Source organism: Roseibium sediminicola (assembly GCF_023156505.1).
Taxonomy (GTDB): Bacteria; Pseudomonadota; Alphaproteobacteria; order Rhizobiales; family Stappiaceae; genus Roseibium; species Roseibium sediminicola.
The window spans coordinates 39,805-65,422 of the sequence record NZ_JALNMJ010000011.1 but is presented as its reverse complement, the minus strand read 5'-3'; the positions used below and the strand labels follow the sequence as shown (position 1 = coordinate 65,422).

At 61.1% G+C, this 25,618-nt stretch carries 14 protein-coding genes; 10 read left to right on the top strand and 4 right to left on the bottom strand.

Going from position 1 to position 25,618, the window contains the following annotated elements; genetic code table 11:
* The first annotated feature begins 169 nt into the window (after positions 1–169).
* From M0H32_RS16250 to M0H32_RS16220, 7 genes are all read left to right on the top strand, one after another.
* Positions 170–1,438 carry a hypothetical protein gene (locus tag M0H32_RS16250; protein ID WP_248155873.1) on the top strand — a complete coding sequence of 423 codons (1,269 nt, stop codon included), beginning with the start codon at positions 170–172 and terminating at the stop codon, positions 1,436–1,438.
* Positions 1,431–1,574 carry a hypothetical protein gene (locus M0H32_RS16245; protein ID WP_248155871.1) on the top strand — a complete coding sequence of 48 codons (144 nt, stop codon included), beginning with the start codon at positions 1,431–1,433 and terminating at the stop codon, positions 1,572–1,574. Before M0H32_RS16250 ends, M0H32_RS16245 begins: the two co-directional genes overlap by 8 nt.
* A complete protein-coding gene (locus tag M0H32_RS16240) occupies positions 1,571–2,797 on the top strand; it encodes a tetratricopeptide repeat protein (RefSeq protein WP_248155869.1) in 1,227 nt (408 codons plus the stop codon). Before M0H32_RS16245 ends, M0H32_RS16240 begins: the two co-directional genes overlap by 4 nt.
* Positions 2,798–2,800: 3 nt before the next feature.
* Positions 2,801–4,309 (top strand): MBOAT family O-acyltransferase, encoded by a 1,509-nt coding sequence (locus M0H32_RS16235; protein WP_248155866.1) that lies wholly within the window; start codon positions 2,801–2,803, stop codon positions 4,307–4,309.
* Between the two features lie 14 nt (positions 4,310–4,323).
* Positions 4,324–6,243, top strand: a complete 1,920-nt coding sequence (locus M0H32_RS16230) for a hypothetical protein (protein WP_248155864.1) — start codon at positions 4,324–4,326, stop codon at positions 6,241–6,243.
* A 107-nt stretch (positions 6,244–6,350) separates the two neighbouring features.
* Positions 6,351–9,857 (top strand): PAS domain S-box protein, encoded by a 3,507-nt coding sequence (locus M0H32_RS16225; protein ID WP_248155862.1) that lies wholly within the window; start codon positions 6,351–6,353, stop codon positions 9,855–9,857.
* Positions 9,858–9,888: 31 nt separating this feature from the next.
* Positions 9,889–11,355 (top strand): sigma-54-dependent transcriptional regulator, encoded by a 1,467-nt coding sequence (locus M0H32_RS16220; protein ID WP_248155861.1) that lies wholly within the window; start codon positions 9,889–9,891, stop codon positions 11,353–11,355.
* Between the two features lie 38 nt (positions 11,356–11,393).
* Here M0H32_RS16220 and M0H32_RS29510 read toward each other — a convergent pair whose 3' ends face one another.
* Both M0H32_RS29510 and M0H32_RS16205 read right to left on the bottom strand, forming a co-directional pair.
* Positions 11,394–11,975 (bottom strand): NUDIX hydrolase, encoded by a 582-nt coding sequence (locus M0H32_RS29510; protein ID WP_345779339.1) that lies wholly within the window; start codon positions 11,973–11,975, stop codon positions 11,394–11,396.
* 4 nt (positions 11,976–11,979) lie between these two features.
* Positions 11,980–12,810 carry a hypothetical protein gene (locus tag M0H32_RS16205; protein WP_248155859.1) on the bottom strand — a complete coding sequence of 277 codons (831 nt, stop codon included), beginning with the start codon at positions 12,808–12,810 and terminating at the stop codon, positions 11,980–11,982.
* A gap of 447 nt (positions 12,811–13,257) precedes the next feature.
* Here M0H32_RS16205 and M0H32_RS16200 point away from each other — a divergent pair, with 447 nt between their 5' ends.
* The 3 genes from M0H32_RS16200 to istB all read left to right on the top strand — a co-directional run bounded on the left by M0H32_RS16200 (position 13,258) and on the right by istB (position 17,727).
* Positions 13,258–14,667 carry a UDP-glucose dehydrogenase family protein gene (locus tag M0H32_RS16200; RefSeq protein ID WP_248155857.1) on the top strand — a complete coding sequence of 470 codons (1,410 nt, stop codon included), beginning with the start codon at positions 13,258–13,260 and terminating at the stop codon, positions 14,665–14,667.
* Positions 14,668–15,425: 758 nt separating this feature from the next.
* Positions 15,426–16,955 carry an IS21 family transposase gene (gene istA / locus M0H32_RS16195; protein ID WP_248155855.1) on the top strand — a complete coding sequence of 510 codons (1,530 nt, stop codon included), beginning with the start codon at positions 15,426–15,428 and terminating at the stop codon, positions 16,953–16,955.
* Entirely contained in the window at positions 16,945–17,727 is a 783-nt protein-coding gene (gene istB / locus M0H32_RS16190; RefSeq protein WP_248155853.1) for an IS21-like element helper ATPase IstB, read from the top strand. The genes istA and istB overlap by 11 nt, the downstream gene beginning before the upstream one ends.
* A gap of 441 nt (positions 17,728–18,168) precedes the next feature.
* On the opposite strand, the gene M0H32_RS16185 is transcribed toward istB, so the two are convergent.
* Positions 18,169–18,654 carry a hypothetical protein gene (locus M0H32_RS16185; protein ID WP_248155852.1) on the bottom strand — a complete coding sequence of 162 codons (486 nt, stop codon included), beginning with the start codon at positions 18,652–18,654 and terminating at the stop codon, positions 18,169–18,171.
* Between the two features lie 29 nt (positions 18,655–18,683).
* Positions 18,684–25,610: a VCBS domain-containing protein gene (locus M0H32_RS16180; protein ID WP_248155850.1), complete on the bottom strand. Its 6,927-nt coding sequence runs from the start codon at positions 25,608–25,610 to the stop codon at positions 18,684–18,686.
* Positions 25,611–25,618 lie beyond the last annotated feature (8 nt).

Sequence of the window (25,618 nt, the reverse complement as noted above, 5' to 3'; positions counted from 1 at the left end):
CCGCTTTCCAATTTTGCAAACCGTGACTTCGAAATTCGGAAGGCTTCGGCTTTCGCAAAACAGAATTCCCTGAGCAAGTAGCTGTTTTAATTAGATATTTCAGTACGACGGCATCTGGCGTGCTTCTTGTTTCTCCTGGCTCAATACATGACCTTCAAGGGGCCATCCGATGAGACTGAAGCCAAAGCTCTATACGGCAGCACTCGCCCTGACCGCGCTGGCGGCGCTTGCACCTGTTGCCTTCAACCTGTTGGTCGACGCCTACGATCACAATCGCTGGGTCGATCTCGATCTCAACAAGGAGGAGATCAGTGTCAAGGCGCACTACCCGCTCTACAAGATGATCGAATATCCGCGCATCAAGGCGTCGACGGTCATTCTCGGCGACAGCCGCGCCCGGGCGCTGCAGGACAGGTACTGGCAGGAACTCGGCCGCAACGACGTCTACAACTTCGCTTATGGCGGCGCCACGGTTTACGAGATCTACGACACGTTCAAATACCTTCAGGAGACCGCCGACCTCGACACCCTGATCGTCAGTCTGCCCCTCAGGTCCATGGATGCCCGCTTCAAGGGCGGCATGAACCGGGTGCCGGAGGCCATCGCGCTGGCGGACGATCCCTTCGGCTACTACACCAACTGGTTTGTCGCCAAGACCGGCTGGAGCCTGCTGACGGACAGGTACCCGGCCCTCGGTCACGTTGTCGATAACCTGTCGTTCCATCCGGTTCAAAGTGCGAAGGCCGCGGAATTCGGCGCCCTTGAAACGCTCTCCGTCGAGGCCCTGCTTGATCCGAGTCTCTGCGAAGAATGTGCTCTGAAAACGCCGAAAGGTGCGCTCGTCCTGCCAACCGTCTACCGCGGTCACGGGCTCGGCCTCGGGCACTGGGCCGGTTTCTGGCCGGACATCACCATCGAGCGCGACCTGCCGCAACTCTTTGCCAAACAGGTCGGCACCAACGGCGCCGCCGATTGGCGCCGCTTCAAGCAATCGGGCGACCTTTGGGCCATGGTCGAGGAAATCGCGGCCTGGTGCGCGGACAATGACGTCGACCTGTTCTTCCTGATCCCGCCGACGATTTCCGAGATGCAGCGCCGCATCTCCGATTTCGGCCTGACAGGTGCCAATCACAAGTTCCGCGAACGGCTGGCGACGCTCGCGCCGGTGGTCGATCTCGACTACGACACGGCCTTCACGCGGGATCTCGTGAATTTCACCGACGCCTATCATTTCGGTTCGGACCCGGCCCGCAAGATCGTTGGCGAATTGCAGCAGCTGATCGATCCGTCCTCGGCAGAAACCGTCACCGCCCGGAAGCGGCGCGGCTTGCTGGCCTGCCCGGCCGTCGACGAAGACGTCACTCAAACCCATCAGGACGGCACCCTTGAACTGCTGGAAGGAACGTCCTGCAGACTGTGGAGGCACTCCAATGGCTAAGCGATCCACCAGCCTCGACGAAATCCAGATTTGCCCTTCGGGCATTGTCCTCGGCGCGCTGGTCGCGACCGTCATGACAGGCGTCATCGCAGGCGGAGCTTCCGACGGTCAAACAAACAGGGGGATGCTGAGATGACCCGCACCAAATCAACTCTTCGTCCCTGGAAATACCTTCTGCTCGGGGCCGTCTTCAGTGTGGCCGGCGCGGTCGCCCTGACCTCCGAAGCCCCGTCCAGGTCCGTGAAATCCGAGCGGATCGACCCGACCATCGAGGAAATGCTCAAACAGGCGCGCGGCCTCCAGAAGGTCGGCCGCTGGGACGCGGCAGCCGACATCCTGACACAGCTCGCCAATGACGGGCATCCGGTGGCCCTCTACCATCTCGGCCGGGCCTACAAGAACGGTTGGGGCGTGGAAGCGGACCTTGACCAGGCCCGTCTGATCTTCATGGAAGCGGTCCGGTATTCCTTCGCCTTCAGGGGGGAAACGGCCTATGAGCTCGGCCGCCTGTTCCAGCGCTCCTCCGGCGAAAAATGCGCCGAGATCGCGTTGCAATGGTTTCAAAAGGCGCTCGCCTGGGACTACCCCAAAGCCCATGTGCAGCTGGCCAAGCATTACGAGCGCGGTGTCGGCACCGAACGGGATCTGACGGCCGCCTTTCACCACTATGAGCAGGCTGCCATTGCCGGGTATCCGTCCTCGACAATCAACTTTGCCCGCATCCTGAAGACCGGCCGGTACGGCCTGACACGGAAACCGGAGAAGGCCCGCTTCTGGGCGGAGCGCGCCATGGCGGGACTAGAAAAGAAGGCCCGCGATGGCTCGGCAAGCGCGGCCAAGACGCTCGGCCGCATCTATCGCGACGGCGAATTCATGGAGCCGGACAAGGCCCTTGCGCGCGAGTGGTTCCTGCGTTCCGCGGATCTTGGCGATGCCGGCGCCATGCACGACCTTGCCCGGATGGTCCTGGCTGGAACGCCGGATGAAGGCCAGATCGAAGAGGCATTGACCTGGCTGCGTCTTGCGGCGAAGGCCGATCATGGCGGCGCCCTGACAGCACTCGCCCGTCTCCATCTCAAGGGCCAATATGATCTCGCCCCCGAAGACGCCGTCGACTTTCTGGAACGCGGTGTTGCCACCGGCCATCCGGGCTCCATGGAAGAGCTCGGCCGCCTCTATGCCGAAGGCAAGCTGGTCCCGCAGGACCGGACACGGGCTATGGAGTTGGCCCGCAAGGGGGCGGACCGCGGGCACCAGGGCAGCACCAGCCTGCTGAAGGACCTGAAGGGCCAGGACGAAGCGAACCTCACCACGATCGAGCGGAAAGCGCCGCTCCCGACCCCGTCAAAGGAGGGCTGACCCATGGTTTTCAGTTCCCTGGAATTCATCTACCTGTTTCTGCCGCCGGTTCTGCTCGGCTATCTGCTGCTTCGGCACTGGGGATGGGAAAACGGCATCATCTGGTGGCTGACCATCGCCTCGCTGGTGTTCTATGCCTGGTGGACGCCGGTCTATCTGCCGTTGCTGCTTGGCTCGGTGGTGATCAATTACGGCTTTCACCGGGTGCTTCGGCAGGTGCGCGATCGCTTCATCCTGATCACAGGCATCGTCTTCAATCTCGCCCTGATCGCGGTCTTCAAATATGCCGATTTCTTCATCGGCAACGCCAATCTCATCGCGGGCGCAGATATTCCGCTGTTGCATCTGGTGCTGCCGCTGGCGATCTCCTTCTTCACCTTCCAGCAGATCTCGTTCCTGATCGACACCTACAAGGGCGACATCGAGCAGTGCGACTTTGCACGCTACATGCTGTTCGTGGTGTTCTTTCCGCAGCTGATCGCAGGACCGATCGTGATGCAGAAGGAGACCATCCCGCAGTTCCGGCTGCCGGTCTTCCGGAGCAGGCTGGTGCTGAACCTTGCGGTAGGCGGCACCCTGTTCGCGATTGGTCTGTTCAAGAAGATCGTGCTGGCCGACGGAATCGCACCCTATGCCAATGGTGTCTTCAACCTGGCCGAAACCACCACCGGCGTGCCGTTCGAAGCCGCCTGGATCGGGGCACTGGCCTATTCGTTCCAGCTCTATTTCGACTTTTCCGGCTATTGCGACATGGCGCTAGGGCTTGCGCGGCTATTCGGTATCCGCCTGCCGGTGAATTTCAACTCGCCCTACAAGGCCACCAGCATTTCGGATTTCTGGCGGCGCTGGCACATCACCCTGTCGCATTTCCTGCGGGACTATCTCTATATCCCGCTCGGTGGCAATCGCTCAGGACCGGTGCGCCGCTATGCCAACCTGATGGTCACCATGCTGCTCGGCGGCCTCTGGCACGGCGCCAGCTGGACCTTCGTCTTCTGGGGCGGTTTGCACGGGGCCTACCTGGCCATCAACCATGGCTGGTCGGCGCTGGTCGGCAAGGGCTATGTGCCGTCGCTGTTGCCGCCGGTTGCCGCCAACCTGCTGGCCCGTGCCCTGACGCTTGTTGCCGTGGTTGTCGCCTGGGTGTTCTTCCGCGCCGAGAGCTTCTCCGGGGCAAGCAACATCCTCACCGGCATGACTGGCCTGTCGACCGTCTATGAACCCCGGCTCTGGGAAAACCTGCTGACCGGCACGGCGTCCATCTGGGCAGGAATGATTTGCCTTGCGGCCATCGTCTTCCTGCTGCCGAACGCGATCGAGTTCACCGAGAAATACAATCCGGTGCTCGGCCTGAAAAAGCTGCTGAAGCAGCGCAGATCGGAAGGGTTCCTGCCGGTGCGCTGGCAACCGACCGCGGGCTGGGCGGCCGCCGTTTCGGTGCTCTTCGCGGTGGCGCTCGTGCAGACCTATCGTCTCGCGGAGCTGACCGAGTTCATCTATTTCAACTTCTGATCCGGGCGAAGAGAATGACAAGAAAACAAATCACTCTTGCCCTCGTCGCAGCCTGCCTTTGTCTTGAAGGCACGGCGGCGACAGCCCGTGAGGACATGGATCGCCTGGTGCTACCGGCACAGGGAACAAGCATTGACCTGGAGTCGGGTCTGGTGCGGAAGAACGGCGTCGCCGGTCTCTGCGTGGAGAAAGTGTCCAGGGCAGGACCTAACACGCTCGTCGTTGCCAAGTCGCCAGGCGACGACATCCCGTTGATCACGCTCAACGGCGCGCCTTCGGACATGGATCTTGACGGAACCGGTGCGAGGCTCGGAACCCTTCAGGCCACCCGGGACGGGGCGCTCGTCTGGTTGCGGCATTTCAAGACCGGTAACAAGCAGACCGAACTGCTGGAAGACGGCGCAGTCAGATATTCCTGGCCCGCTGGCAATGTGGTGCGCCTGCTGCGCGCGACCGGCTCGGACTTCGTTCTCCTGGTCGATGTTCCCGGACAACAATCCAGGCTTCAGAAGTGGCCACGGGAAACCCGGTCCACGCAGGAGGCCGCGCCGGTGACACTGGTGAATTTCGACGGCTGCGTCCCGGCCCGGCTTCGGTTCGACAAGCACCATGTCTGGGCAAGGATGTCCTGCGATCGCGGTCGCGGCGACGGGATCTACAGGATCGAGCTGGACGGCGGAGCAATCGAGAAGCCCGTCAACCGCTCCGAGACAGCGGAATTCGTTTCCTTGCCCAAAGGCGCTGAGAGCGACGGGCAAATCGCGGTCGCCACGGTGTCCGGTTCCGAGGCGGGTCTGCACTTCTATTTTGCCGTGAAGGGGCTGCTGCTCGCGCAGGCCGGCGAAGTCCGGGCCTGTTCCTCGGATGCCGAGGGGTTACAAAGCTGGAATCAAAGCTATCGGCTGCGCGCTCTGGCAAGCCTGTTCGAAAAGACGGATGTCAGCGCGTTCGCCGATCTTGCGGTGAAGTCCATGTCCCTGACACTCGCTGCGCAGGACGGTGCCAACGATCGGGAAGGCCTAACCACGCCCGCCTGCGGCTGGAGCTCAAGGATCTATTCGGGCGAGGGCAAGGACCGGCTCAGCCTGATGATCAATCAGGCGGTGATCGCAAATGCGCTTCACAAAGGCTGCAAGGATTTGGGCGCCGCCTGTCCCGCCCGTCTCCGAGACCAGATCGGCCAGACAGCAGGCTGTCTGGCAGAGGCTTTTGAACCCGATTTTGATGTGGAAGCGGGCCTCTACCGGATCCGTGAGGACATCGATTTTCGCTTCTCCGGCGAGGTCGCGCCCTGGAACTGGCAACTCTCCTTTGCCGGGCTCCTGCGAGCCCTTCCGGATAAGAACCTGACCCTGCGTGCGAATACCATATTCGACAGGTTCCTGAAGGAAGTGAAACGGGACGCTGACGGTAGCCTTTGGCGCTACTGGCCGGAATCGTATTACAGGGAGAAAGGTCTCGATCCGTCAGGGATCCGGGACCAACGCTTTGAAGATACCGGCCATGCCGGGATCAGCCTGATGGCCTTGGCGGGGCAGGCCGGAACCATTGATGCTTCTCTGGCTGCCGCTCTCAAGGACCGCGCGCGTTTTCTTCTTGGCTTCGGGCCGGAAACGCCACGGGATCTCGACGGCAGCGGTCCCCGCGGAACACGCTGGTTTCCAGCCGGAGGCTGGGCTGACATTGCGCCCGAGGCCTTGGGCGAGGCCTATGCGGGACCGGTTCCAGGCGCGCAATCCGCAGACGCGCTTTATGCCTATGCCAGCCTGTTCGACCCGGCTTCGGACTTCGATCTTAGGCTGGACCTTCTGCTCTGCAGCGATGCCTGTGTGCCCTATCGCAGCCTGAGCTACGACAGCTGGCACGCCTTTCTGGACAACAATCCGTTTTTTGTTCTCTCGCGGAATGGTCCCTCGAACCCTCGGGAAAATTGATCGTTTTCTGACCTGAAGACCGCCTATCCTAACAAATGAGCAAGCAAATGGACCGAAACTCCCTCAAGGGAAACTCACCGACCGCCGCTTCTCGTAAAGGACCGTCCATGCGCGCCTGGCTACGTCACCTTACTCATGACGCGACCTTCTGGTTGGTGCTGGTCTTTGTGACCGCCTCCGCGCTCGCGGCCTATGTTCTGGCGGTCGATTTCGGCCAGCGCACCCGAACGGCAGACCTGTCAGCCGCCGCACGCGCCCAGTCCGAGCTGCTGTCGGCAATGCGCTCCTTCTATTCGAGCGAGGTGGTCGACAAGCTCTATTCCTCGAAGGACGTTTCCGTCAGCCACGACTATCATGGCAGGGAACTGACCATCCCGGCACCGGTCTCCATGACCCTGGCCCTCGCGGACGAACTCAAGCAACAAGGCGCCGAGGGCAGCATATCCATGCTGTCAAACCACCCCTGGCCGTGGCGTGAGGACAGACAACTCGATGCCTTCGAGACGGAGGCGATGGCCGTTCTGACCAAGAACCCCGAAACGCCTTACGAGGCTCTCGAACAGAGACAAGACGGGACGGTCTTCAGAAGTGCCACGGCCGTGCGCATGGAGGGGAGCTGTGTTGCCTGCCACAACACGCATCCACAATCGCCGAAAACCGACTGGGAGGTTGGGGAGATCCGGGGGATCCAGCAAGTCGTGATACCAGCCAGCAAGTTGTTCGGCACCGGTCTCACTTCCCTCAACAATCTGATCTTCATGCTGACGGTCGCCTTTGTTGCGGCGCTTGCCCTGACTCTGGTGCTGTCGAAACAGCGGGCGCGGGCAACCGCCAACCTGGCGGCTCTCGCAGACGCCGAACGGGAGAAAAACGAGGCCCTTGTCACGGCGACCCGGCGCGCGGAAACCGGCGAAGCCCAGGTCAACGCGATCCTTGAGACGATGCTGGACGGCGTGCTGACGATTTCCCCGCAAGGCATCGTTCTCAGCGCCAATCCGGCCGCTGCCAGATTGTTCGGCGTCCCCTCGCCGAAGGAACTGCTGCAGAAACGATTTTGTGATCTCCTCCCAGATACCGAATTCTCGGACCTGCCGTTCGAGTGTAGCACCGAGGGCACCGGCACGCTGAGGCTTTCTGACGCCGGCGAACGCATGGAAACGGTCGGCAAACGCTCCGATGGCAGCGACTATCCGGTGGAACTGTCCCTGTCGCGCACGGCTGTTGGCGGCAGCGACACCTTCATCGCCATCCTGCGCGACCTGACACGGCAGAAATCCGATGCGCGGAAACTGAAACAGGCGGAAACCCGTCTGATCGACGCCATCGAATCCCTGCCGGACGGATTCGTTCTTTATGATGCGGACGACCGGCTGGTCACATGCAACAGCAAATACCGGGAGTTCTATGCCAGCAGTGCGGATCTCATCCAGGAGGGCGAGAAATTCGAGGACATCATTCGCAAGGGGGCCATGCGCGGTCAATACCTGTTGTCTGGAGAGGCGCTCGAGGAGTGGATCGAGCTGCGTATGCAGCACCATCGCAACCCCGGCGCGCCGATGGAGCAGCACCTGGACGACGGCCGCTGGCTACGGGTGATCGAATCGCGCACCAGCGAGGGCGGCCTTGTCGGTTTCCGGGTCGACATCACTGAACTGAAGAAGCGCGAACAGGAACTGGTCCGCAGCCAGAACCTGATGCGCAATGTCGTCTCCGCATCCTTCGACGGCATCATCGTCATGGATGGTCAGGGCATCGTGCTCGACTACAGTCCGGCGGCGGAAGAGGTGTTCGGCTGGACGGCAAGCGAGATCGTCGGCGAGAAGATGTCGCGTTACATCATCCCGGAGAAATACCGGGAGGCCCACGACAAGGGGTTGGAGAACTTCCTGAAGACCGGCGAAGGCCCGGTGTTGGGCAAGCGCATCGAGATCGAGGGCAAACACAAGGACGGGCATGAGATCATTGTAGAACTGGCGATCCGGCACACGCGCGGCGAACATGGTCCGTTGTTTCTGGGCTATGTACGCGACATCACCGAACGCAAGGCGGCCGATGCAGCGCTTCGGGATGCCAAGGAACGGGCCGAGGCCGCCAACGAAGCCAAGGCCAAGTTCCTGGCCATGATGAGCCACGAAATCCGCACGCCCATGAACGGCGTTCTCGGCATCCTGAGTCTTTTGCGCGACACCGATCTCGACCCGGCTCAGTCGGCCTATGTCAAGACCGCGCGCGAGTCCGGCCGGTCCCTGCTCGAGCTGATCAACGACATTCTTGACTTCTCCAAGCTTGAAGCCGGCCGCATGGAGCTCGACCATGTTCCCTTCCGCCTTAAAACGGTGGTCAAGAGCATTTACGACCTGTTCCTGCCGATCGCCCAGGACAAGGAACTCGGCCTGTTCCTCAACTATGGCGACAACATCCCGGAAAAGGTCGTCGGCGATGCCGGCAGGCTGCGTCAGGTGCTGTTGAACCTGGTGTCGAACGCCATCAAGTTTACCGAACTGGGATCCGTTGAGGTTTCTGTGGCGATCGAAAAACAGGATCCGGAGCGCCCGACCTTCCGGTTTTCCGTCAAGGACACGGGGATCGGCATTCCCCAGGACAAGCACGAAGCCCTGTTCGGCGATTTTGTCACCGTCGACAGCAGCTACACCAAGAAACAGGGCGGCACCGGCCTGGGACTGGCCATCTGCAGACAGATCGCCGGCCTGATGGAGGGCGAGATTTCGGTCGAAAGCCTACCGGCCGCCGGCAGCACCTTCCACCTGTTCGTGCCTCTCACGCTGGCTGACGACCAGGCGGAAATTGACGACGTCACCCAGGAAACGAGCGATTCCACGCTGTTGGAAGGCCTGGTGATCCTGGTTGCCGAGGACAATGCCACCAACCAGATCGTGGTCAGCCATGCGCTGGAGCGGGCGGGCTGCGATGTCGATATTGCCAACAATGGCCGCGAAGCCGTGCACATGGCCCAGAGACGCGATTATCACTGCGTTCTGATGGACATTTCCATGCCGGAAATGGACGGCCTGGAGGCCACCGCAAAGATCAAGGCGGGGACACGCAATGCAGGGACGCCGGTCATCGCGCTGACCGCCTATTCGTTGCGGGGTGACCGGGAACGGTTCCTGGCCGCGGGCATGACGGACTTCCTTGCCAAGCCGGTCGAAAAGGAGGACTTGCTACGCTGCATTGCGCGCAACGTGCGCCGCGCCGGCGCGCACAGCCAACCTGCAGTGGAACCGCCCCTGTCAGCCTCCTTGGCTGCCGCCCGGGAGATCCTGGCCACCATGCCCGACGAGCTCAAACAAAAGCTGTTGCAGCAGTTCGTCGATGACACGCAAAAGCGCCGCCAGGCCGTGCAGGAGGCGATTGAGGCCGCAGACGTGCATCTGCTCGAACGGGCGACCCATGCGTTGAAAAGCGTTGCCGGAACGTTCGGAGCGGTTGAACTGACCTCGATTGCCGCGACGGTGAACGCGCTGGCGCGCGATCAGAAAAAAGGTCAGGCCTTCGCCGAGGCCGGAGAATTGTCCGAAGTCTGCGACCGGACGTTAGGGGAAGTGAAAGACCTCGCCGATGAGATAGGGGTCGACATTTCGCTCAACGCCTGATTGCCTGATCGAAAGCCTGAAGGAGCCCGATGTGAAAGTTCTCATCGTTGAAGACGCGCTGCCGCTCGCGACGGTCTACGGCCATCATCTGTCCCGTGCCGGCATCGACACGCTTCATGTGGAGACAGGCCGGGAGGCGCTGTCCCGCATTCGCAAGGGCGGTGTCAGCGTGGTGCTGCTGGACTTGCAGCTGCCCGACATGAACGGGATGGACGTTCTGGAAACAATTCGCGAGGAGCAGCTTCCGGTCACCGTCGTGGTTGTGACCAGCTCCGGCTCCATCAAGACTGCGGTCGATGCGATGCAGGCCGGCGCGTATGATTTCATTGTCAAGCCGGTCGCCGAGGAACGCCTGGTCACCACGACCCGAAATGCGCTGGAACGGGAAACCCTGACCGAAGTTGTTGCCGAGGTGCGCAAACCGACGTCCTCCGGCACTACGAAGGGTTTTGTAGGCTCTTCGCTGCCGATGACAGCCGTTTACAAGATGATCGAGAGCGTGGCGCGCTCCAGCGCATCGGTCTTCATCACCGGGGAAAGCGGGACCGGCAAGGAAGTCTGCGCCGAAGCCATTCACAAATCCAGTCCGCGCGCCAAGGGACCCTTCGTGCCGCTCAATTGCGCGGCGATCCCGAAAGATCTGATCGAGTCCGAGATTTTCGGCCATGTCAAAGGGGCTTTTACAGGTGCAACCTCGGACCGGGACGGCGCCGCCGCCCGGGCGGACGGCGGTACGTTGTTTCTGGATGAGATCTGCGAACTGGAACTCAATCTGCAGGCCAAGCTGTTGCGGTTCCTGCAAAGCGGCACGGTGCAGAAGGTTGGCAGCGACAGCTTGAAGAAGGTTGATGTCCGGATCCTCTGCGCGACCAACCGCGATCCTCTGGATGAGGTGGAGTCCGGCCGCTTCCGCGAGGACCTCTATTACCGGCTGCATGTGTTGCCGATCGGCTTGCCGCCCCTGCGCGCGCGCGGCGCGGATATTCTGGAACTGGCGCGTCATTTCCTGACGCAGTTCGCGAAAGAGGAAGGCAAGGTGTTCGAGGGGTTCTCGGTCGAGGCGGAAGAAACGCTGATGGCTCATGCCTGGCCGGGCAATGTCCGCGAAATGCAGAACACCATCCGCAATCTGGTGGTCTTGAACGAAGGCCCGATCGTCGAGGCGGAAATGCTCACCACACTGCAGGGCCGCACCCCCAGCCCAAGGCGCGACCCGGGAAGGGTGCCACGGCAGATGCCGGTGTCACCGGCCGGCCAGCCGGCGGCGGTCACCGGCGGTACAGGTCCCTGGCCGGAGATCACGCTTGCCCTTGGCCAGCCCTTCGAGACACTGGAAAAACAGATCATCGAGGCAACCATCGAGGCCTGCGGCGGCAGCCTGCCGAAAACGGCACGGGTGCTGCAGGTCAGTCCGTCCACGCTCTATCGGAAAAAGGAGATCTGGGCGGCCCAGGATCAGGGCAGCGAAGACGCCGAAGAGGCGATCGAAACCGCCTGAACGCGGAACTGACCGGCTCTGAAGTACCGTTGGCCGCGTCATCCCGGCGAGGCCAGCAACATTTCCGCAATTCCCACCGTCGCGACATGGGAGGTCACCGGCAAGTCGCCGCTAAGAGCCGCCTGCCGGACCCGGTCCCGCGGCAGGGTGATCAGGGTCGCGTCTTCCAGATCGCCGGAATGGGCGTCGGCAAGCTTGATGACATGCCGGGCTACGAAAATATGGGCCGAGGCAATGCGCTGATTGCCATGCAAGACCAGGGAGGGACCGGCCAGCCAGCGCCCGCCGCCGTAACCCGTCTCTTCCAGCAACTCTCGCCGGGCGCAAAATTCCGCGTCCTCGCCCGGGTCGACCTGTCCGCCCGGCAGCGTCAGGCAAACCCGGCCGATACCATGCTTGTATTGGCGCAGGAGCAGGACCCTGTTGTCCTCCGTCACCGCATAGATCGAGGCAAAAGACGGCAGATCGATCTGGTAATAGTCATCCACCAGCCGGTTGTCCGGCAGGCAGACCGTCTGGCGCAGGACACGCAGGCGGTCTCCAGCCTCAAACACCTTTCGGCTCTCGACCAGCGACCAGTGGTCTCGGTCGTCGTCCTTCGTTGCAAGGTGCGCGCTCACCGGATCAGGCCTCCACAAGCCGGGAGACCGGCGCAACCGGTGCCGGGCCGCCGGCGGCCATGTGCCTGATTTCATAGCTGAGCAGCTGGCTGACGTCGCTCGGGGCCGAGACCTGGGACACGACTTCTCCTTGCTGCAGGGCCTCGCAGAAGGGGGCGGCGTAGCTGATGGCGCTTTGCGGCGACAGATACCCGATCAGGCTGGCTTCCTTGTGACGCGCCAGAATGTGGCTGCGCACCAGGGCGGTCGTATAGCTCGCCGGCAGAATCAACAGGCTGGTGTCGCTGTCGCGGTAGATCCGGTGGTCCGGAAACCGGACCCTGAATTCGTTCATAATCGCGGGCAGTTCGCCATGTTCCCGTTCCCAGGCCGCGTAGGCTGCACGTTGGCCGGCCGTGCTGTGGGTTCCGGCAAGCCGCATGCGCAGGCTTGCCGGCCCATTGTCGAGCATCGGCGAGCGCTTGTCCGGAAATGCGCTGGTTTGCACGACCTTGACCAGAAACTCGTAAAGGTCGTCGGAGAAGTCATGCTCGTGGCGCAACTGGATGTCGTATTTGCCCCAGAGCTCGGTGCCGGCCGCGGCGAACACGCCTGCAAGGGCCCGCCGGACATGGGACGGCAACCGGTTCATGACCTCGCCGTAATTGGCGTTGGTCAGCAGGTAGCATGGCCGTTGCAGCGCAAAGCCGCACAGATATCGGGCGAATTCCTCGTCGAGGCGACCGAATGGGGACGGCACAAGGGTATCGAGGTCGAACAGAAAGACTTTCTCGTCAGCTTTTGAAAGCGGGTTCGAGACCTGGCCGACAGATGTGAATTCCGAATAGGGCAACATGGTTTTTCTCCCTTGCGATGACGTGGTCTGGACCTGTCACTGCAAAGGCATTGCCAGTTTTGGCATTCAAGATTTAGTTAGGAAATACAACAACTTAATTTGATCCTGATTTCCGGGGTACCGGTAATCCAAGGCCAGGAGTTTGCGAAACGGGAACCTGGACTTCTGAATTCGCAAACACCGTGGGCAGGGCCTCTGGCTTGCGAGACACCTTATTATTAGGCCCTCTCGCAGTGCCTGGTTTTCGAACTCTGCGGAATTGAAAAGACTGGAATTCGGATTTTCGAAATTCGGAAGCGAACCGTTCGATTTCGCAAAAGCGGCGAGCCCAAGTTTCTGCGGCCAATTTAACTAAATTGCTGAAATTAAAGGAATTCCAGCAAAACAGGCAGTTTGGCACGCCATTTGTTCCTTCTCCCGCAGATCAAGCACTACGGGAGTTGTCTCATGAACATGTATGTCGGCAATCTGAAAACAGCGCGCAATGTCGATGTCTTCGATTTCAAGCTGATCGAGCCAAAGGACGCGATCAGCGTAATCGGTCTCGGATATGTCGGTGCCGTTTCGCTGGCCTGTCTCAGCTCTCTTGGCCACCGGGTTGTTGGCGCGGACATCGATGCGCGCAAGGTCGATGCCATCGCCTGCGGCCAGAGCCCGATTGTCGAGGATCGCCTGGGCGACCTTCTGACAGAGGGCGTTAGCTCCGATCTGCTGTCGGCCACGACCGATGTCAAACGGGCCGTTCTGGAGACCGACATCACCTTTGTCTCGGTGGGAACGCCGACCAGCGAGGATGGCGGCTGCGACACGCGGGCCATCGAAGCCGTCGCCCGCAGCATAGGTGAAGCCCTTCGGGAAAAGGACGACTTTCACGTGGTGGTTCTGCGCTGCTCCGTTCCTCCGGGGACCACGTTGAAAGTCATGTTGCCGGAAATCGAAAGGGTTTCGGGCAAGATCGCAGGCACCGATTTCGGCATCTGCTTCAACCCGGAATTCCTGCGTGAAGGCACCGCGGTCGCCGATTTCCATGCCCCGCCCAAGACCGTGATCGGCGTCACCGACCCGCGCACGGCAAGCATCATTGCCAAGCTCTACGCGCCGGTCGATGCGAAGCCGATCGTCACCACGGTGGAAGTGGCCGAACTGGTGAAATATGTCGACAATGTCTGGCACGCCACCAAGGTCTGTTTTGGCAACGAGGTTGGCCGCCTGTGCAAGCCGCTCGGCATCGACAGCCATGAGGTGATGGACATCTTCATCCAGGACACCAAGCTGAACCTGTCGCCCTATTACCTGAAGCCCGGATTTGCCTTTGGCGGCTCGTGCCTGCCCAAGGAAGTGCGGGCGGTTTCCCATCTTGCCGAACAGCTCGGCGTCGACGTGCCGATGATCGATGCGCTCATTCCGTCCAACCGGGAACAGGTCGAGCAGGCGGTCCGTCTGGTGCGCACGACCTTCGCGAAGAGGGTCGCGATCCTGGGTGTCGCCTTCAAGCCGGGCACGGATGACCTGCGCGAAAGCCCGGTCCTCGATCTGATCGCCGAGCTGATGAGGGAAGGCATCGAGGTGACCGCCTATGACCCGGCGATCCGGCCTGGTCCGCATATCGCGCAGCAATTCGACTACATGCGCTACGCGGCCCCGCACCTGAAAGCGGTCGTCGACGTGCTGCCGCGCATCCTCAAGGCGACGCCGGAGGCGGCGATCGCGAAAGCCGATGCCATCGTGGTGTCGCAAAACCAGCCGGCCATCCGGAGTGCGCTGGCGTCCAGGAAGAAAGAGGCTGCCGTTGTGGACCTGGTCCGCATGCCGGCAACAGCCCGGGCCTCCGCCAATTATATCGGCATTGGCTGGTAGGAACCGCGCACTCCAGTCCGCTCCCTCCCTCCCCATCGACCCACCCTGGGAGGGGGCGGACACATTTGCCCGTTATCGGGCTGGCCACGGTTCTGCGCAAATGAATGGAGATTGGAGCTTAATGCTTGATGAGCTGGTTTCACGGATACCAAGGGAATTCCTTGGGGGGCATCCATTCCCGCGCAAGCAGTTTCGCGCCGCTCTCTTCGGGCAGCTTGATGTCTTGGCAGAGAAAACGGTTGACCAAGTTTGGTCTGGCCCATGCAATCAAGCTGAAGCGCAGTCGACACCTACGCCGTGGGGCATTTGCTTCTTAGATTGAGTGGAAAACACGAAGAATGGCGGAGGTGTGAGGACGAAGTCCGAACCCGGAGCCATGCGCTCATGTAGCCGAAGGCGGTAGCGAAAGAAAGAATGGTCGGAGTGAGAGTCCGCCAAGAAATGGGTCTCAATCTCGATCAATCGATTTCATGAACTGCGACTATAGCATTATATTTAAATGACTTATTGACCTTCTGCGCTTCCTTAACCTATCAATCTATATCATCAAAAGGCAGCAAATATCGCCTTTGGTGATGGTCTGGATGATGGGCTGATATGTTTTGGCCATGACGTGTTAGGGTACAAGACGATGCTCACGGATGCTGTTGATTTTCACCGAGAACTGACCCGGTAAGGCCCGATTTTTTCACTGAGAACTGACCCATGTTTAAACCCACCCCTGCGTGATTTCGGCGGGGGACGACGGAGTGATAGACATGGCGTTGTTGAGCGTTATCAGACGCTGGCATTTTCGTGATCAGCTTTCGATCCGGGAGATCTCCCGGCGTACCGGATTGTCCCGGAACACAGTGCGCAAGTATCTGCGCGACGATACGGTTGAACCCGCGTTCAAGGCTCCCGAGAGGGCCAGCAAACTCGATGCCTTTGCCGACAAGCTGTCGGCCTGGCTGCGCGCGGAGTCCGCCAAATCGCGCAAGCAGAAACGGACGATCAAGCAGTTGCACGCCGATCTGGTAAGCCTCGGCTATGATGGCTCCTATGGCCGGGTGGCCGCTTTTGCGCGTGACTGGAAAGCGGACCGGCAGCGCGAACAGCAGACCAGCGGTCGCGGAACCTTCGTGCCGCTGGCGTTCGAGCCCGGTGAAGCCTTCCAGTTCGACTGGTCCGAAGACTGGGCGATCATCGGCGGCGAGCGAACCAAGTTGCAGGTCGCCCACTTCAAACTCAGTTACAGCCGGGCCTTCATCGTGCGTGCCTATCTCCTGCAACCTCACGAGATGCTCTTCGACGCCCACAACCATGCCTTCCGGGTTCTGGGCGGCGTGCCGCGGCGCGGGATCTATGACAACATGAAGACCGCAATCGACAAGGTCGGGCGCGGCAAGGAACGCCAGGTCAATACCCGCTTCTCGGCCCTGGTCAGCCATTATCTCTTCGAAGCCGAGTTCTGCAATCCCGCCTCCGGATGGGAGAAGGGCCAGGTTGAGAAGAATGTCCGGGATGCACCGCACAGACTGTGGCAGCCCATACCCCGTGTGGCCAGCCTTGAGGAATTGAACGACTTGCTGGAAAGCCGCTGCAAGGACCTCTGGCAAACCATTGCGCACGGAACGCAACGAGGGACGATCGCGGATATCTGGGCCGAAGAAGTCCCCAAGCTTATGCAGGTCGGCCGTTTCTTCGACGGCTTTGTCGAATACGCCAAGCGAGTCTCGCCAACCTGCCTGGTTCACTTTGAACGCAACCGCTACAGCGTGCCGGCATCGTTTGCGAACCGTCCTGTCAGCTTGCGGGTCTATCCGGACAGGATCGTCGTGGTCGCGGAAGGCTTGAGCGTCTGCGAACATGAGAGGATCATCAACCGCTCCCATGACCGGCCCGGCAGAACGGTCTATGACTGGCGGCATTATCTGGCCGTTATCCAGCGCAGGCCCGGAGCTCTGCGCAATGGTGCACCCTTCGCCGAACTGCCGGAAGCCTTCAGGACCTTGCAGCGGCATCTGCTCAAGAAGCCTGGTGGGGACAGGGAAATGGCCGAGATTCTGGCCCTCGTGCTTCATCATGACGAGCAGGCTGTCCTGACAGCAGTCGAGACGGCATTGGAGGCAGGCGTTCCGACAAAGACGCATGTCCTCAACCTTCTGCACCGGCTGACGGATGGAAAGCCGGTGACCCCTCCTGCCATCCGGGCGCCACAGGCGTTGACGCTCAGCCAGGAACCGAAGGCCAATGTCGAACGCTACGATGCCCTGCGCAAGCTGAAGGAGGCCCGCCATGCGTCATGATCCAGCCAGCGCAGCCGTCGTCATCATGCTCAAGAGCCTCAAGATGCATGGCATGGCCCAAGCCGTCAGTGAACTCACCGAACAGGGCTCTCCCGCCTTCGAGGCTGCCATCCCGATCCTGTCCCAGTTGCTCAAGGCCGAGACGGCGGAGCGGGAGGTCCGATCCGTGGCCTATCAGCTCAAGGCGGCACGCTTTCCAGCCTATCGCGACCTGAACGGCTTCGACTTTGCCAGCAGCGAAGTCAACGAGGCACTCGTGCGCCAGCTTCACCGCTGCGAGTTTATCGAGCAGGCTCACAACGCCGTCTTCCTTGGGGGCCCCGGAACCGGGAAGACCCATCTTGCAACAGCCCTCGGTATCCAGGCCATCGAACATCACCGCAAGCGTGTCCGCTTCTTCTCCACCGTCGAACTCGTCAATGCGCTGGAACAGGAGAAAGCCCAGGGCAAGGCGGGGCAGATCGCCAACCGGCTTGTCCATTCCGACCTCGTCATTCTCGACGAGTTGGGATACCTGCCGTTCAGCGCGTCCGGGGGCGCTCTGCTCTTCCATCTCCTGAGCAAGCTCTATGAGCGCACCAGCGTCATCATCACCACCAACCTGAGCTTCTCGGAATGGGCTGCCGTCTTCGGAGATGCCAAAATGACCACCGCGCTGCTCGACCGGCTCACCCACCACTGCCATATCCTTGAAACCGGAAACGAAAGCTTCCGCTTCAAAAACAGCACCGCAAATCAGGCCGACAACGAAGGGAGGAAACCAAAATCTTGACCATGGCGTAACCGCCGTTCCATACACAAAAGGCGGGTCAATTCTCGGTGGAAATACCGGGTCAGTTATCAGTGAAAATCAACAGCCTGTCCCCATGCGCAAGAGTTTGCCCTGGCCCACGCCCGAATATGCGCCGCGGCCAAGTGAAGCCGCAGGATACCAAGCCGCCCCCTCAACAACACAGGATACATCGCTGACAAACCAACCACCGCAAAACGCGGCGACGGCACCGCTCGGCCTGAAACCGGTAACCCGACACAATCAGAAAACTGCCCGACGGAAACCCATCAAGCGACAACACTGTGAGAAATGCGGGTTAAGCGCAAATCGTAGATGCACTGGCTAATAATGCATTGCAGCGCAGCATCCGCCTCCGTACCGTTTTGGGTAAAGTATCTCGAGCGGCGACTATCCAGCCCGAAACCTCTTAAGATCATACGCTTAGGTGCAAGGATTGTAGCGGATTTCGCCTTGTTTCAGCCAGTTGGTTTCCCCGTCCCTGTAGACCAGGACTTCAGAGCCATCCTCGCCAAGCAGCGCTACGACAAAACCGTTTGGTGGATGGGAATTGCCGAAATAGCTATACGCCGTCATTGCCCGGATTTGCGTGCCGTCGACCGTGAGAAGAGCATCCCATTCGCCGTCGGCGCGCTCGAGTATCTGATAAGCAATTTGGCGAGGCTTCTTGCCAGAACTGCAAAAGATGCCGCCCCCGGGCGCTTCCACCGATACCACAACAATGAAACGCCCGGTTTTGGAACAGTCAGTCCTTGGTGCCCCGATCCCGTCGCATTGGTGATCGACGGTCAAGTTGCGTGTCCAATAGTAAGTGTCGGATGTTGCGCGCTCACCTTTTCCCCTGTCCGCCCACGCTGGAGCAACCGACAGTAAAAGCGCTGTCATAAGACAAATCAGGTCTTTGGTCATTCCGCCCGGTCCTTTCTTGCCAGATTGCTTCAACCGTACTGGGACGTGTCATCATTGGGATCCGGCAAGACAGGTTCCGGTATGTCCTGCGGTACATCATGGCTTTGCTGTGGCTCCGCGGCCTCCGGGGCGTGGTCTTCGACATCCGCGGACATGCCATCAATATCCAGCGTCGATGGATCGGGAAGATCTGCAACGGGCGCGGCCATATCCGGAGCCGCACCGGCGGCGTCGAGATATGAGCTCAAGTGAGCTGCCGGGGCCGTCGGTGAGGCTGCGGCGTCATGCCCCTGTCCGATCGCTTCGAAATAGGCGGCAAGCCGGTCGCTTTCGGGTTCGGCGGGAGCGTCCGGCGAGGGGGGTGATGCTGTACCCGTGTCGTCACCATCTGGTCCTGTGCCCGTGTGATCAAGGTCCAGAGATGCGCTGACGACACCCTGCGCGGCAGAGCTCGGGTCGGACATCGGCGCGGCGTCGCTCAGGTCGAGAGTGACCACAACCGTGTCGACATCGTGGGGAGCGTCATGCTGGACCGTTGGGGCCGGAGTGAAGGTAATGCCCTGCAAAACCGTGTGATCGACATGATGGCCGCTGGCTCCGTGCACGCTCTGAACGCTGACCTGCACTTGCACATCGACATCACCCGCCGCCGTTCCTTGCTGCGTGATGTGGAAGGTATCGACATGTTGTCCGGAAGCAGCCGAACTACCCCCGTGCTTTATCACACCTGAATTCTGCTGGTAGTGATATTCGAAATGCCCGGTTTGCGGATTGATTGTCAGCGTGCCGAATTGTCCCTGCAGTGACTGAACGGCACCGCCGTGACCGTTGTCGATCGCCCAACCACCGAGGCCACCACTGGCAAGCGTGCCCGCAAGATGCTGTGTTCCCATACCATGCACCGCCGTCATACTCGGCTTCACAACCGGCGCTTCGTCAGTTCCATCGATAGTGACCGTAAGCGTGTGTTGGGTGCCGTCTGATGAGGTCACCACGCAGGTGTCCGTCAGGCTTTGGCCATGACCAAGCTGCTGGATGACCTGCTGGCTGTTGTCGGCCGTGTAGGTCCAGTGCCCTTGCGCATCGATCGAGAAGCTGCCGTAGCCGCCGGTCCCCTGCTGACCGGAGAGGGGTGTGAAACTGTCCTGGCCGGTGTCGGCATCCGTCACGGCGAGCGTTCCAGCCGCAGTCAGGTTGCCTCCGCTCAGATTGCGATCCTCTACCACCGTGGCGCTGTCGGTTCCCGTGATGTGAGCGGCATCATTGGTGCCTGTTACCGTGATGACGAGGTTCTGTGTATCAGAGAGTCCGGCCTTGTCCGTGACGGTGACCGGGATCGTGAGCTGCTGCTTTGCGCCGTCGGCCAGATGCTGATAGGCCGCGTCGGTTGGATCGAAGCTCCAGGAGCCGTCACCGTTCAGCGTGAAGCCCGCTATCGACGGGGCCGTGAAGTGTACCTGGTCGGCCACGTCGACATCTGTGGCAGACATGTGTCCCCGGATGCTGCGCCCGTCTTCGGTTGCCGATGTTGCGAATGCCGAAAGCTCGGGCGCCTGATCGGTGCCCCGCACCTCAACCGAGATGCGCTGCGAGGCTTGAGAGCCGTCCGTTGAGAGTGCCGTGATGGTGAAATGCTCGAACATTTGCATGTTTTCGCCGAGCGTTGCCGCCTTCGCCGGGTCGACGTGGTATTCCCAGTGTCCGGACGCATCCACCGTGAACGTCCCCATGCGTCCGGCGACACCTCCGGTCGGCGTGGGTTGCCAGGTTACGCTGTCATGCGCGTCCGGATCATGGGCCTGAAGTTGACCGCTGACACCGACCGGAGTTGTTGGTCCTTGTTCCGACACATGGTCCAGCGTGCCGCGCGTATCGATGCGGATACCGTCCTCGGCACCGTGCACGGTCACGGTCAGCGGGAAGCGAACGCCATCCGGGGATACGAGTGTGAGCTGTTCAGGTGGAAGTGTCTCTCCGGCTTTCAGTGCTTGAACCGCCGGGTTGTTGTTGTCTCCGATGTAGTTCCAGTAATAGCCTTTAGCCAGCATGCCGGAACCATCTGCGTGAACCAGTTGGAACTTGCCGTAAGGGGTCGCGATGTCGAGATCCGAGTGCATGTCCCAGGTGACCGACTGGCCGCCGTGTTCGACGGTCAGCTGACTGACCGGACCATCCGGATCCGTGACCGTGATCTGCTGCCAGTCCGTTGCATCGTGAAGATAGTGGTGACCTACGACGTGAACGTCATTGCCGTCTTCATGGGCGTCTCCGGTTTGAACACCGCCGAAGACAGTGGCGTCGTCTGTTCCCGTCACGGTGATGACGAGGTTTTGAGTGTCCGTTGCCCCGGCACTGTCGGTGACGGTCACCGGGATGGTGACCTGCAGGGTCTGGCCTGCCGCCAGGTGCTGATAGGCCGCGTGGGCAGGATCGAAGGACCAGGAGCCATCCGCATTCATGGAGAAGCCGTCGACCGGCTGGCCGACGGAGAAGGCCTTGGTATCGCCGGTGTCGACGTCTGTGGCCGACATCTGTCCGGTCACGAACTGCCCGTCTTCCGTGGCCGAGGCCGAGGCGGCTGTCAGGACAGGCGCGTCATTGCTGCCTCGGACATTGACCTGCACATGCTGAGTGACTCTCGATCCGTCGCTGGAAACGGCCTCGATGTCGAACCCCATGGCTGTATGTAGCCCTGCACTCAGGTGCTGCGCGGCCGCGTTGTCGAGCGTGAACGACCACTGCCCAGCGGCATCCACTGTGAAGGTGCCATAGGCATTGGTGGTGGTCTGCGGCGTGAACGTTACAGTGTCATGCGTGTCGGCATCATGCGCCTGCAAGAAACCTGTGACCTGCACCCTGGTGTCCTCGACGACGTCCCCGATCGCCTGAACCAGTGAGCTGGGCGTGTCGATGACGACCCCGTCTTCGTGCCCGTTGATGGTGACCGTCAAGGGAATGCGTGTGCCATCCGACGTCACCAGAACGGCGGTTTCATCTAGGTGTTCACCGGTCTTCAGACCCTGGATTGCCGGATTGCTGTTGTTGGCGGCGTACATCCACTTGTCATGACCATCGGTGCTGTGTGTTGTCTGGAAGTACCCGTAAGTGCCATGAACTGTCGCAGCGAAATTTGCCGGGATCTGGTGCAACACACCGCCGACCTCGATCCCCACGATGTGGCTCTCGCCGGCACCATCAGGATCCTGAACATCTATGTTCGTCCAAAGGGTTTGCAACTGGCCGGTTGTTGCCACCCGGTCTTCCGTGACGCTTCCGGTTGTTGCGCCGAAAACAACCGGCGCATCATTGGTGCCGGTCACGGTGATGACGAGGGTCTCGGTGTCCGCCGCTCCGGCGCTGTCGGTGACGGTCACCGGGATGGTGACCTGCTGGGTCTGACCGGCTGCCAGATGCTGATAGGCTGCATGGCTTGGATCGAAGGACCATGAGCCATCAGGGTTCATGGAAAAGCCGTCTACCGGCTGACCGATGGAAAACGCCTTGGTATCGCCGGTGTCGATATCGGTGGCCGTCATCTGCCCCGTGACCGCGCTGCCGTCCTCGGTGGCCGAGGCGGTTGCCGCGCTCAGGATCGGGGCATCGTTGGTGCCGTGGATCGTGATCTGGATCCGGTGGGCCGTACCATCGGCCGAATGCACCTCGTAGACCGCATGGCCTTCCTGCCCGGCCGCGAGGGCCTGGACGGCGGGGTGGGTGTTGTCGACCTCATACTGCCAGATCCCGGCCCGGTCGATATGCAGATTGCCGCCAAAGGGATCTGAGACTGCATGCTCGCCAAACTGGCTGAACTGGAAATGCTCCCAAGCGTGGCCATCCGGATCAGATATGTTCAGGTACCCGTTAACAACAAGACGAATTGAGCCGTGGCTGGAAACTTGATCCTCGGTGACTGAACCGGTGTCAGTTCCCGTAATCACCGCCGCGTCTTCGGCTGCGGCCAGTGTGGTTATCGCCCCGGTGTGGGTCAGCCCACCATGGGCATCCTTCACGTCATAGGTGAAGTGAACCTGGCCGTTGTAATCCTTTTCCGGTGTAAAGGTGAACGTGCCGTCCTGGTTGTCCCGTACAGAGCCGTGATCGACCTTGAGCCCGGCAATCGCCAGCTTGCCCGCGTCATTGGCATCCACATCCACCGTGTTGGCGAGCAGTTGCTTCAAGGTCAGGGTCTGGGCGACGTCTTCCGTGCCGCCGGCCAGCTGAACTTCCGAAGAACAATAGGGCCGGTCGTTGCTGCCATGGATCGTGATCACGATGTCATGGGCCGTGCCGTCTTTCGAATAGACGGTGATCGTGTCCGTCAGGCTCTGACCTTCCCCCAACCGGTCAATGGTCGTACCGCGGGTGGTCGCAAGACCTCCGACGGACCGTATGCTGCCGACATCGGCGTTGTAGAACCACTCGCCGTTTTCCCTCAGCATGAGGTCACCGTATTGGCCGTGATACGTCCAGCCGATACCATGTGTATCAAACGAGGCCTCTCCAGTGTCCGGATCTGTGATTGTGAGGGTTCCCGTTGCCTGGATCGTGTGATGCCAGAGCTTGGTCATGCCCGGCTGGGCATAATCGGGCGACTTGTCCTGTCCGCCCATGTTCTCGGTAACATTGCCGGTATCCACACCCCCGATCACCGCCGCGTCACCGGTTCCCCTCACTGTGATGACGAGGTTCTCGGTATCGGCTGCCCCGCTGCTGTCGGTGACGGTCACCGGGATGGTGACCTGCTGGGTCTGACCGGCCGCCAGATGCTGATAGGCCGCGTGGGAAGGATCGAACGACCACGAACCATCGGCATGCATCGTGAAGCCGTCGACCGTCTGGGCGATGGAGAACGCTTTGGTATCGCCGGTGTCGATATCGGTGGCCGACATCTGTCCCTTGACGCTCTGACCATCCTCGGTAGCCGAAGCGGTTGCCGCGCTCAGGACCGGCGCGTCGTTGGTGCCGTGGATCGTGATCCGGATCTGGTGCGCCGTGCCGTCATACGAACGCACCTCGTAAACCGCATGGCCCTCCTGCCCGGCCGCAAGGCTTTGAACGGCGGGATTGGTGTTGTCGACCTCATACTGCCAGGTTCCGGCCCGGTCGATATGCAGACTTCCACCGAAGGGATCCGACACCGCATGCTCGCCAAATGAGCTGTACTGGAAGTGTTCCTGCGGCGGGCCGTCCGGATCCGACACGTTTAACGAACCACTGACAACCAGCCGGTTCGAGCTGGAGACCTTGTCCTCGGTGGCCGAGCCCGTGTCGGTGCCGGTGATGACGGCAGCATCCGGTGTTGCGCCCAGGGTCAGAGAAGCGGTCTGGGGCGCACTGCCGCCGTGACCGTCGGTGACCTGGTAGCTCAGCGTGACCGGACCGTTGTAGTTCGGGTCAGGCGTGAAGGTGAAACCATGCGCGGCATCGCCGGTGATGGTCCCGTGAGACACGGTGAGACCGCTCACCGACAGCTGGTCGCCGGTATCGATGTCGGTGGCATGGGCCAGCAGCTGCGCCGCCGAGATCGGAACGCTCTTGTCTTCGGTGCCGCTGCCAAGATCCACCGGTCCGCTCACGACAGGGGCATCATTGGTGCCGGTCACCGTGATGACGAGGTTTTCAGTGTCCGTCACCCCGGCGCTGTCGGTGACCGTCACCGGGATGGTGACCTGCTGGGTCTGGTCGGCAGCCAGGTGCTGGTAGGCCGCGTGGGAAGGATCGAAACTCCAGGAGCCGTCCGCGTTCATGGAAAAGCCGTCGACCGGCTGGGCGATGGAGAAGGTCTTGGTATCGCCTGCATCCACGTCTGTCGCTGACATCTGCCCCGTGACAGCGCTGCCGTCTTCGGTGGCTGACGCCGACGCCGCGCTCAGGACCGGTGTGTCATTGGTGCCGGTGATGACAACACGCAGTTCATGTGCCGTGCCGTCCGCGCTGTGAACCGTGACCCTGTCGACCAGGCTGTTTCCCGGTCTCAGAGCCTGAATGACGGCCTGACTGTTGTCGGCGGAATAGGTCCACCGGCCGTTTTCGGCCACCGTGAAGCTGCCATAACCGGCAGAGCCAGGAGCTCCGGCGACAGCCTGGAACTTGTCTTCACCGGCGTCTGGATCTGAAACTGTCAGCAACCCGCCGGCCGAGAGTTTGCCGCCGACCACATGATGGTCTTCGCGCGCAGTGTCCGTGTCGAGACCGGAAATCCGGGCTGCCGTTGTCGTTGATGGCGTGTGGCCGCCGCCCGGCGTTGGTGTGGTCCCGGTCGAGGTTGGCGGCGTTTGCGTTCCGCCCGGAGGAGGCGTGCCTCCCGTCGATGTTGGCGGCGTTTGTGTGCCACCCGGCGGAGGCGTGCCCCCCGTCGATGTTGGCGGCGTTTGCGTTCCACCCGGAGGAGGCGTGGTCCCGGTCGAGGTTGGCGGCGTATGGCCGCCGCCCGCCGTGGGTGTCACCCCGCTCTGGGGTTGAGTCTTGTTGCCGCTGTCCGGCGATGGTGCTGACCCGGCCGCGGATGGCGGTGGTGTGTGTGTCCCTGTTGGCATGCGCTCCGTGGCCCCCAGGTGACCAGCAGAGGACAAAGTATCGACGTCGGGGTGCGGGGCTGCGTTTGCAGGAATGTCGGCAACCGGTGCAGGGAAGGTTTCCGTTGCTCCGGCCAGACCATGTGAGGCAAACGGCGCTTCCTGGTCTGGCGGAGAAAGAGGACCCTGCGGTGGTGCACTGGTCTCCTGCTGGCCATGGTCCAGAATGGAAGTCGGTCCAGGTACCGGGTGCGGGTCGCGATCCTGTGAACCGCCGCCCGGTTCTGCTTGCGGCGATGCTGGATCACTGACGGAGCCCTCAGCTTCGATGGACCAGCCAAAGCCCTCCTCGGACTGCGTCTTTTTCGTATCCTTGGCCTCTTCAGGAAGCACGTCCTTGCCTGAGGTGCGCGGCTTGCTCTTGTCTGTTTGATCGCTCATTGCTCAAG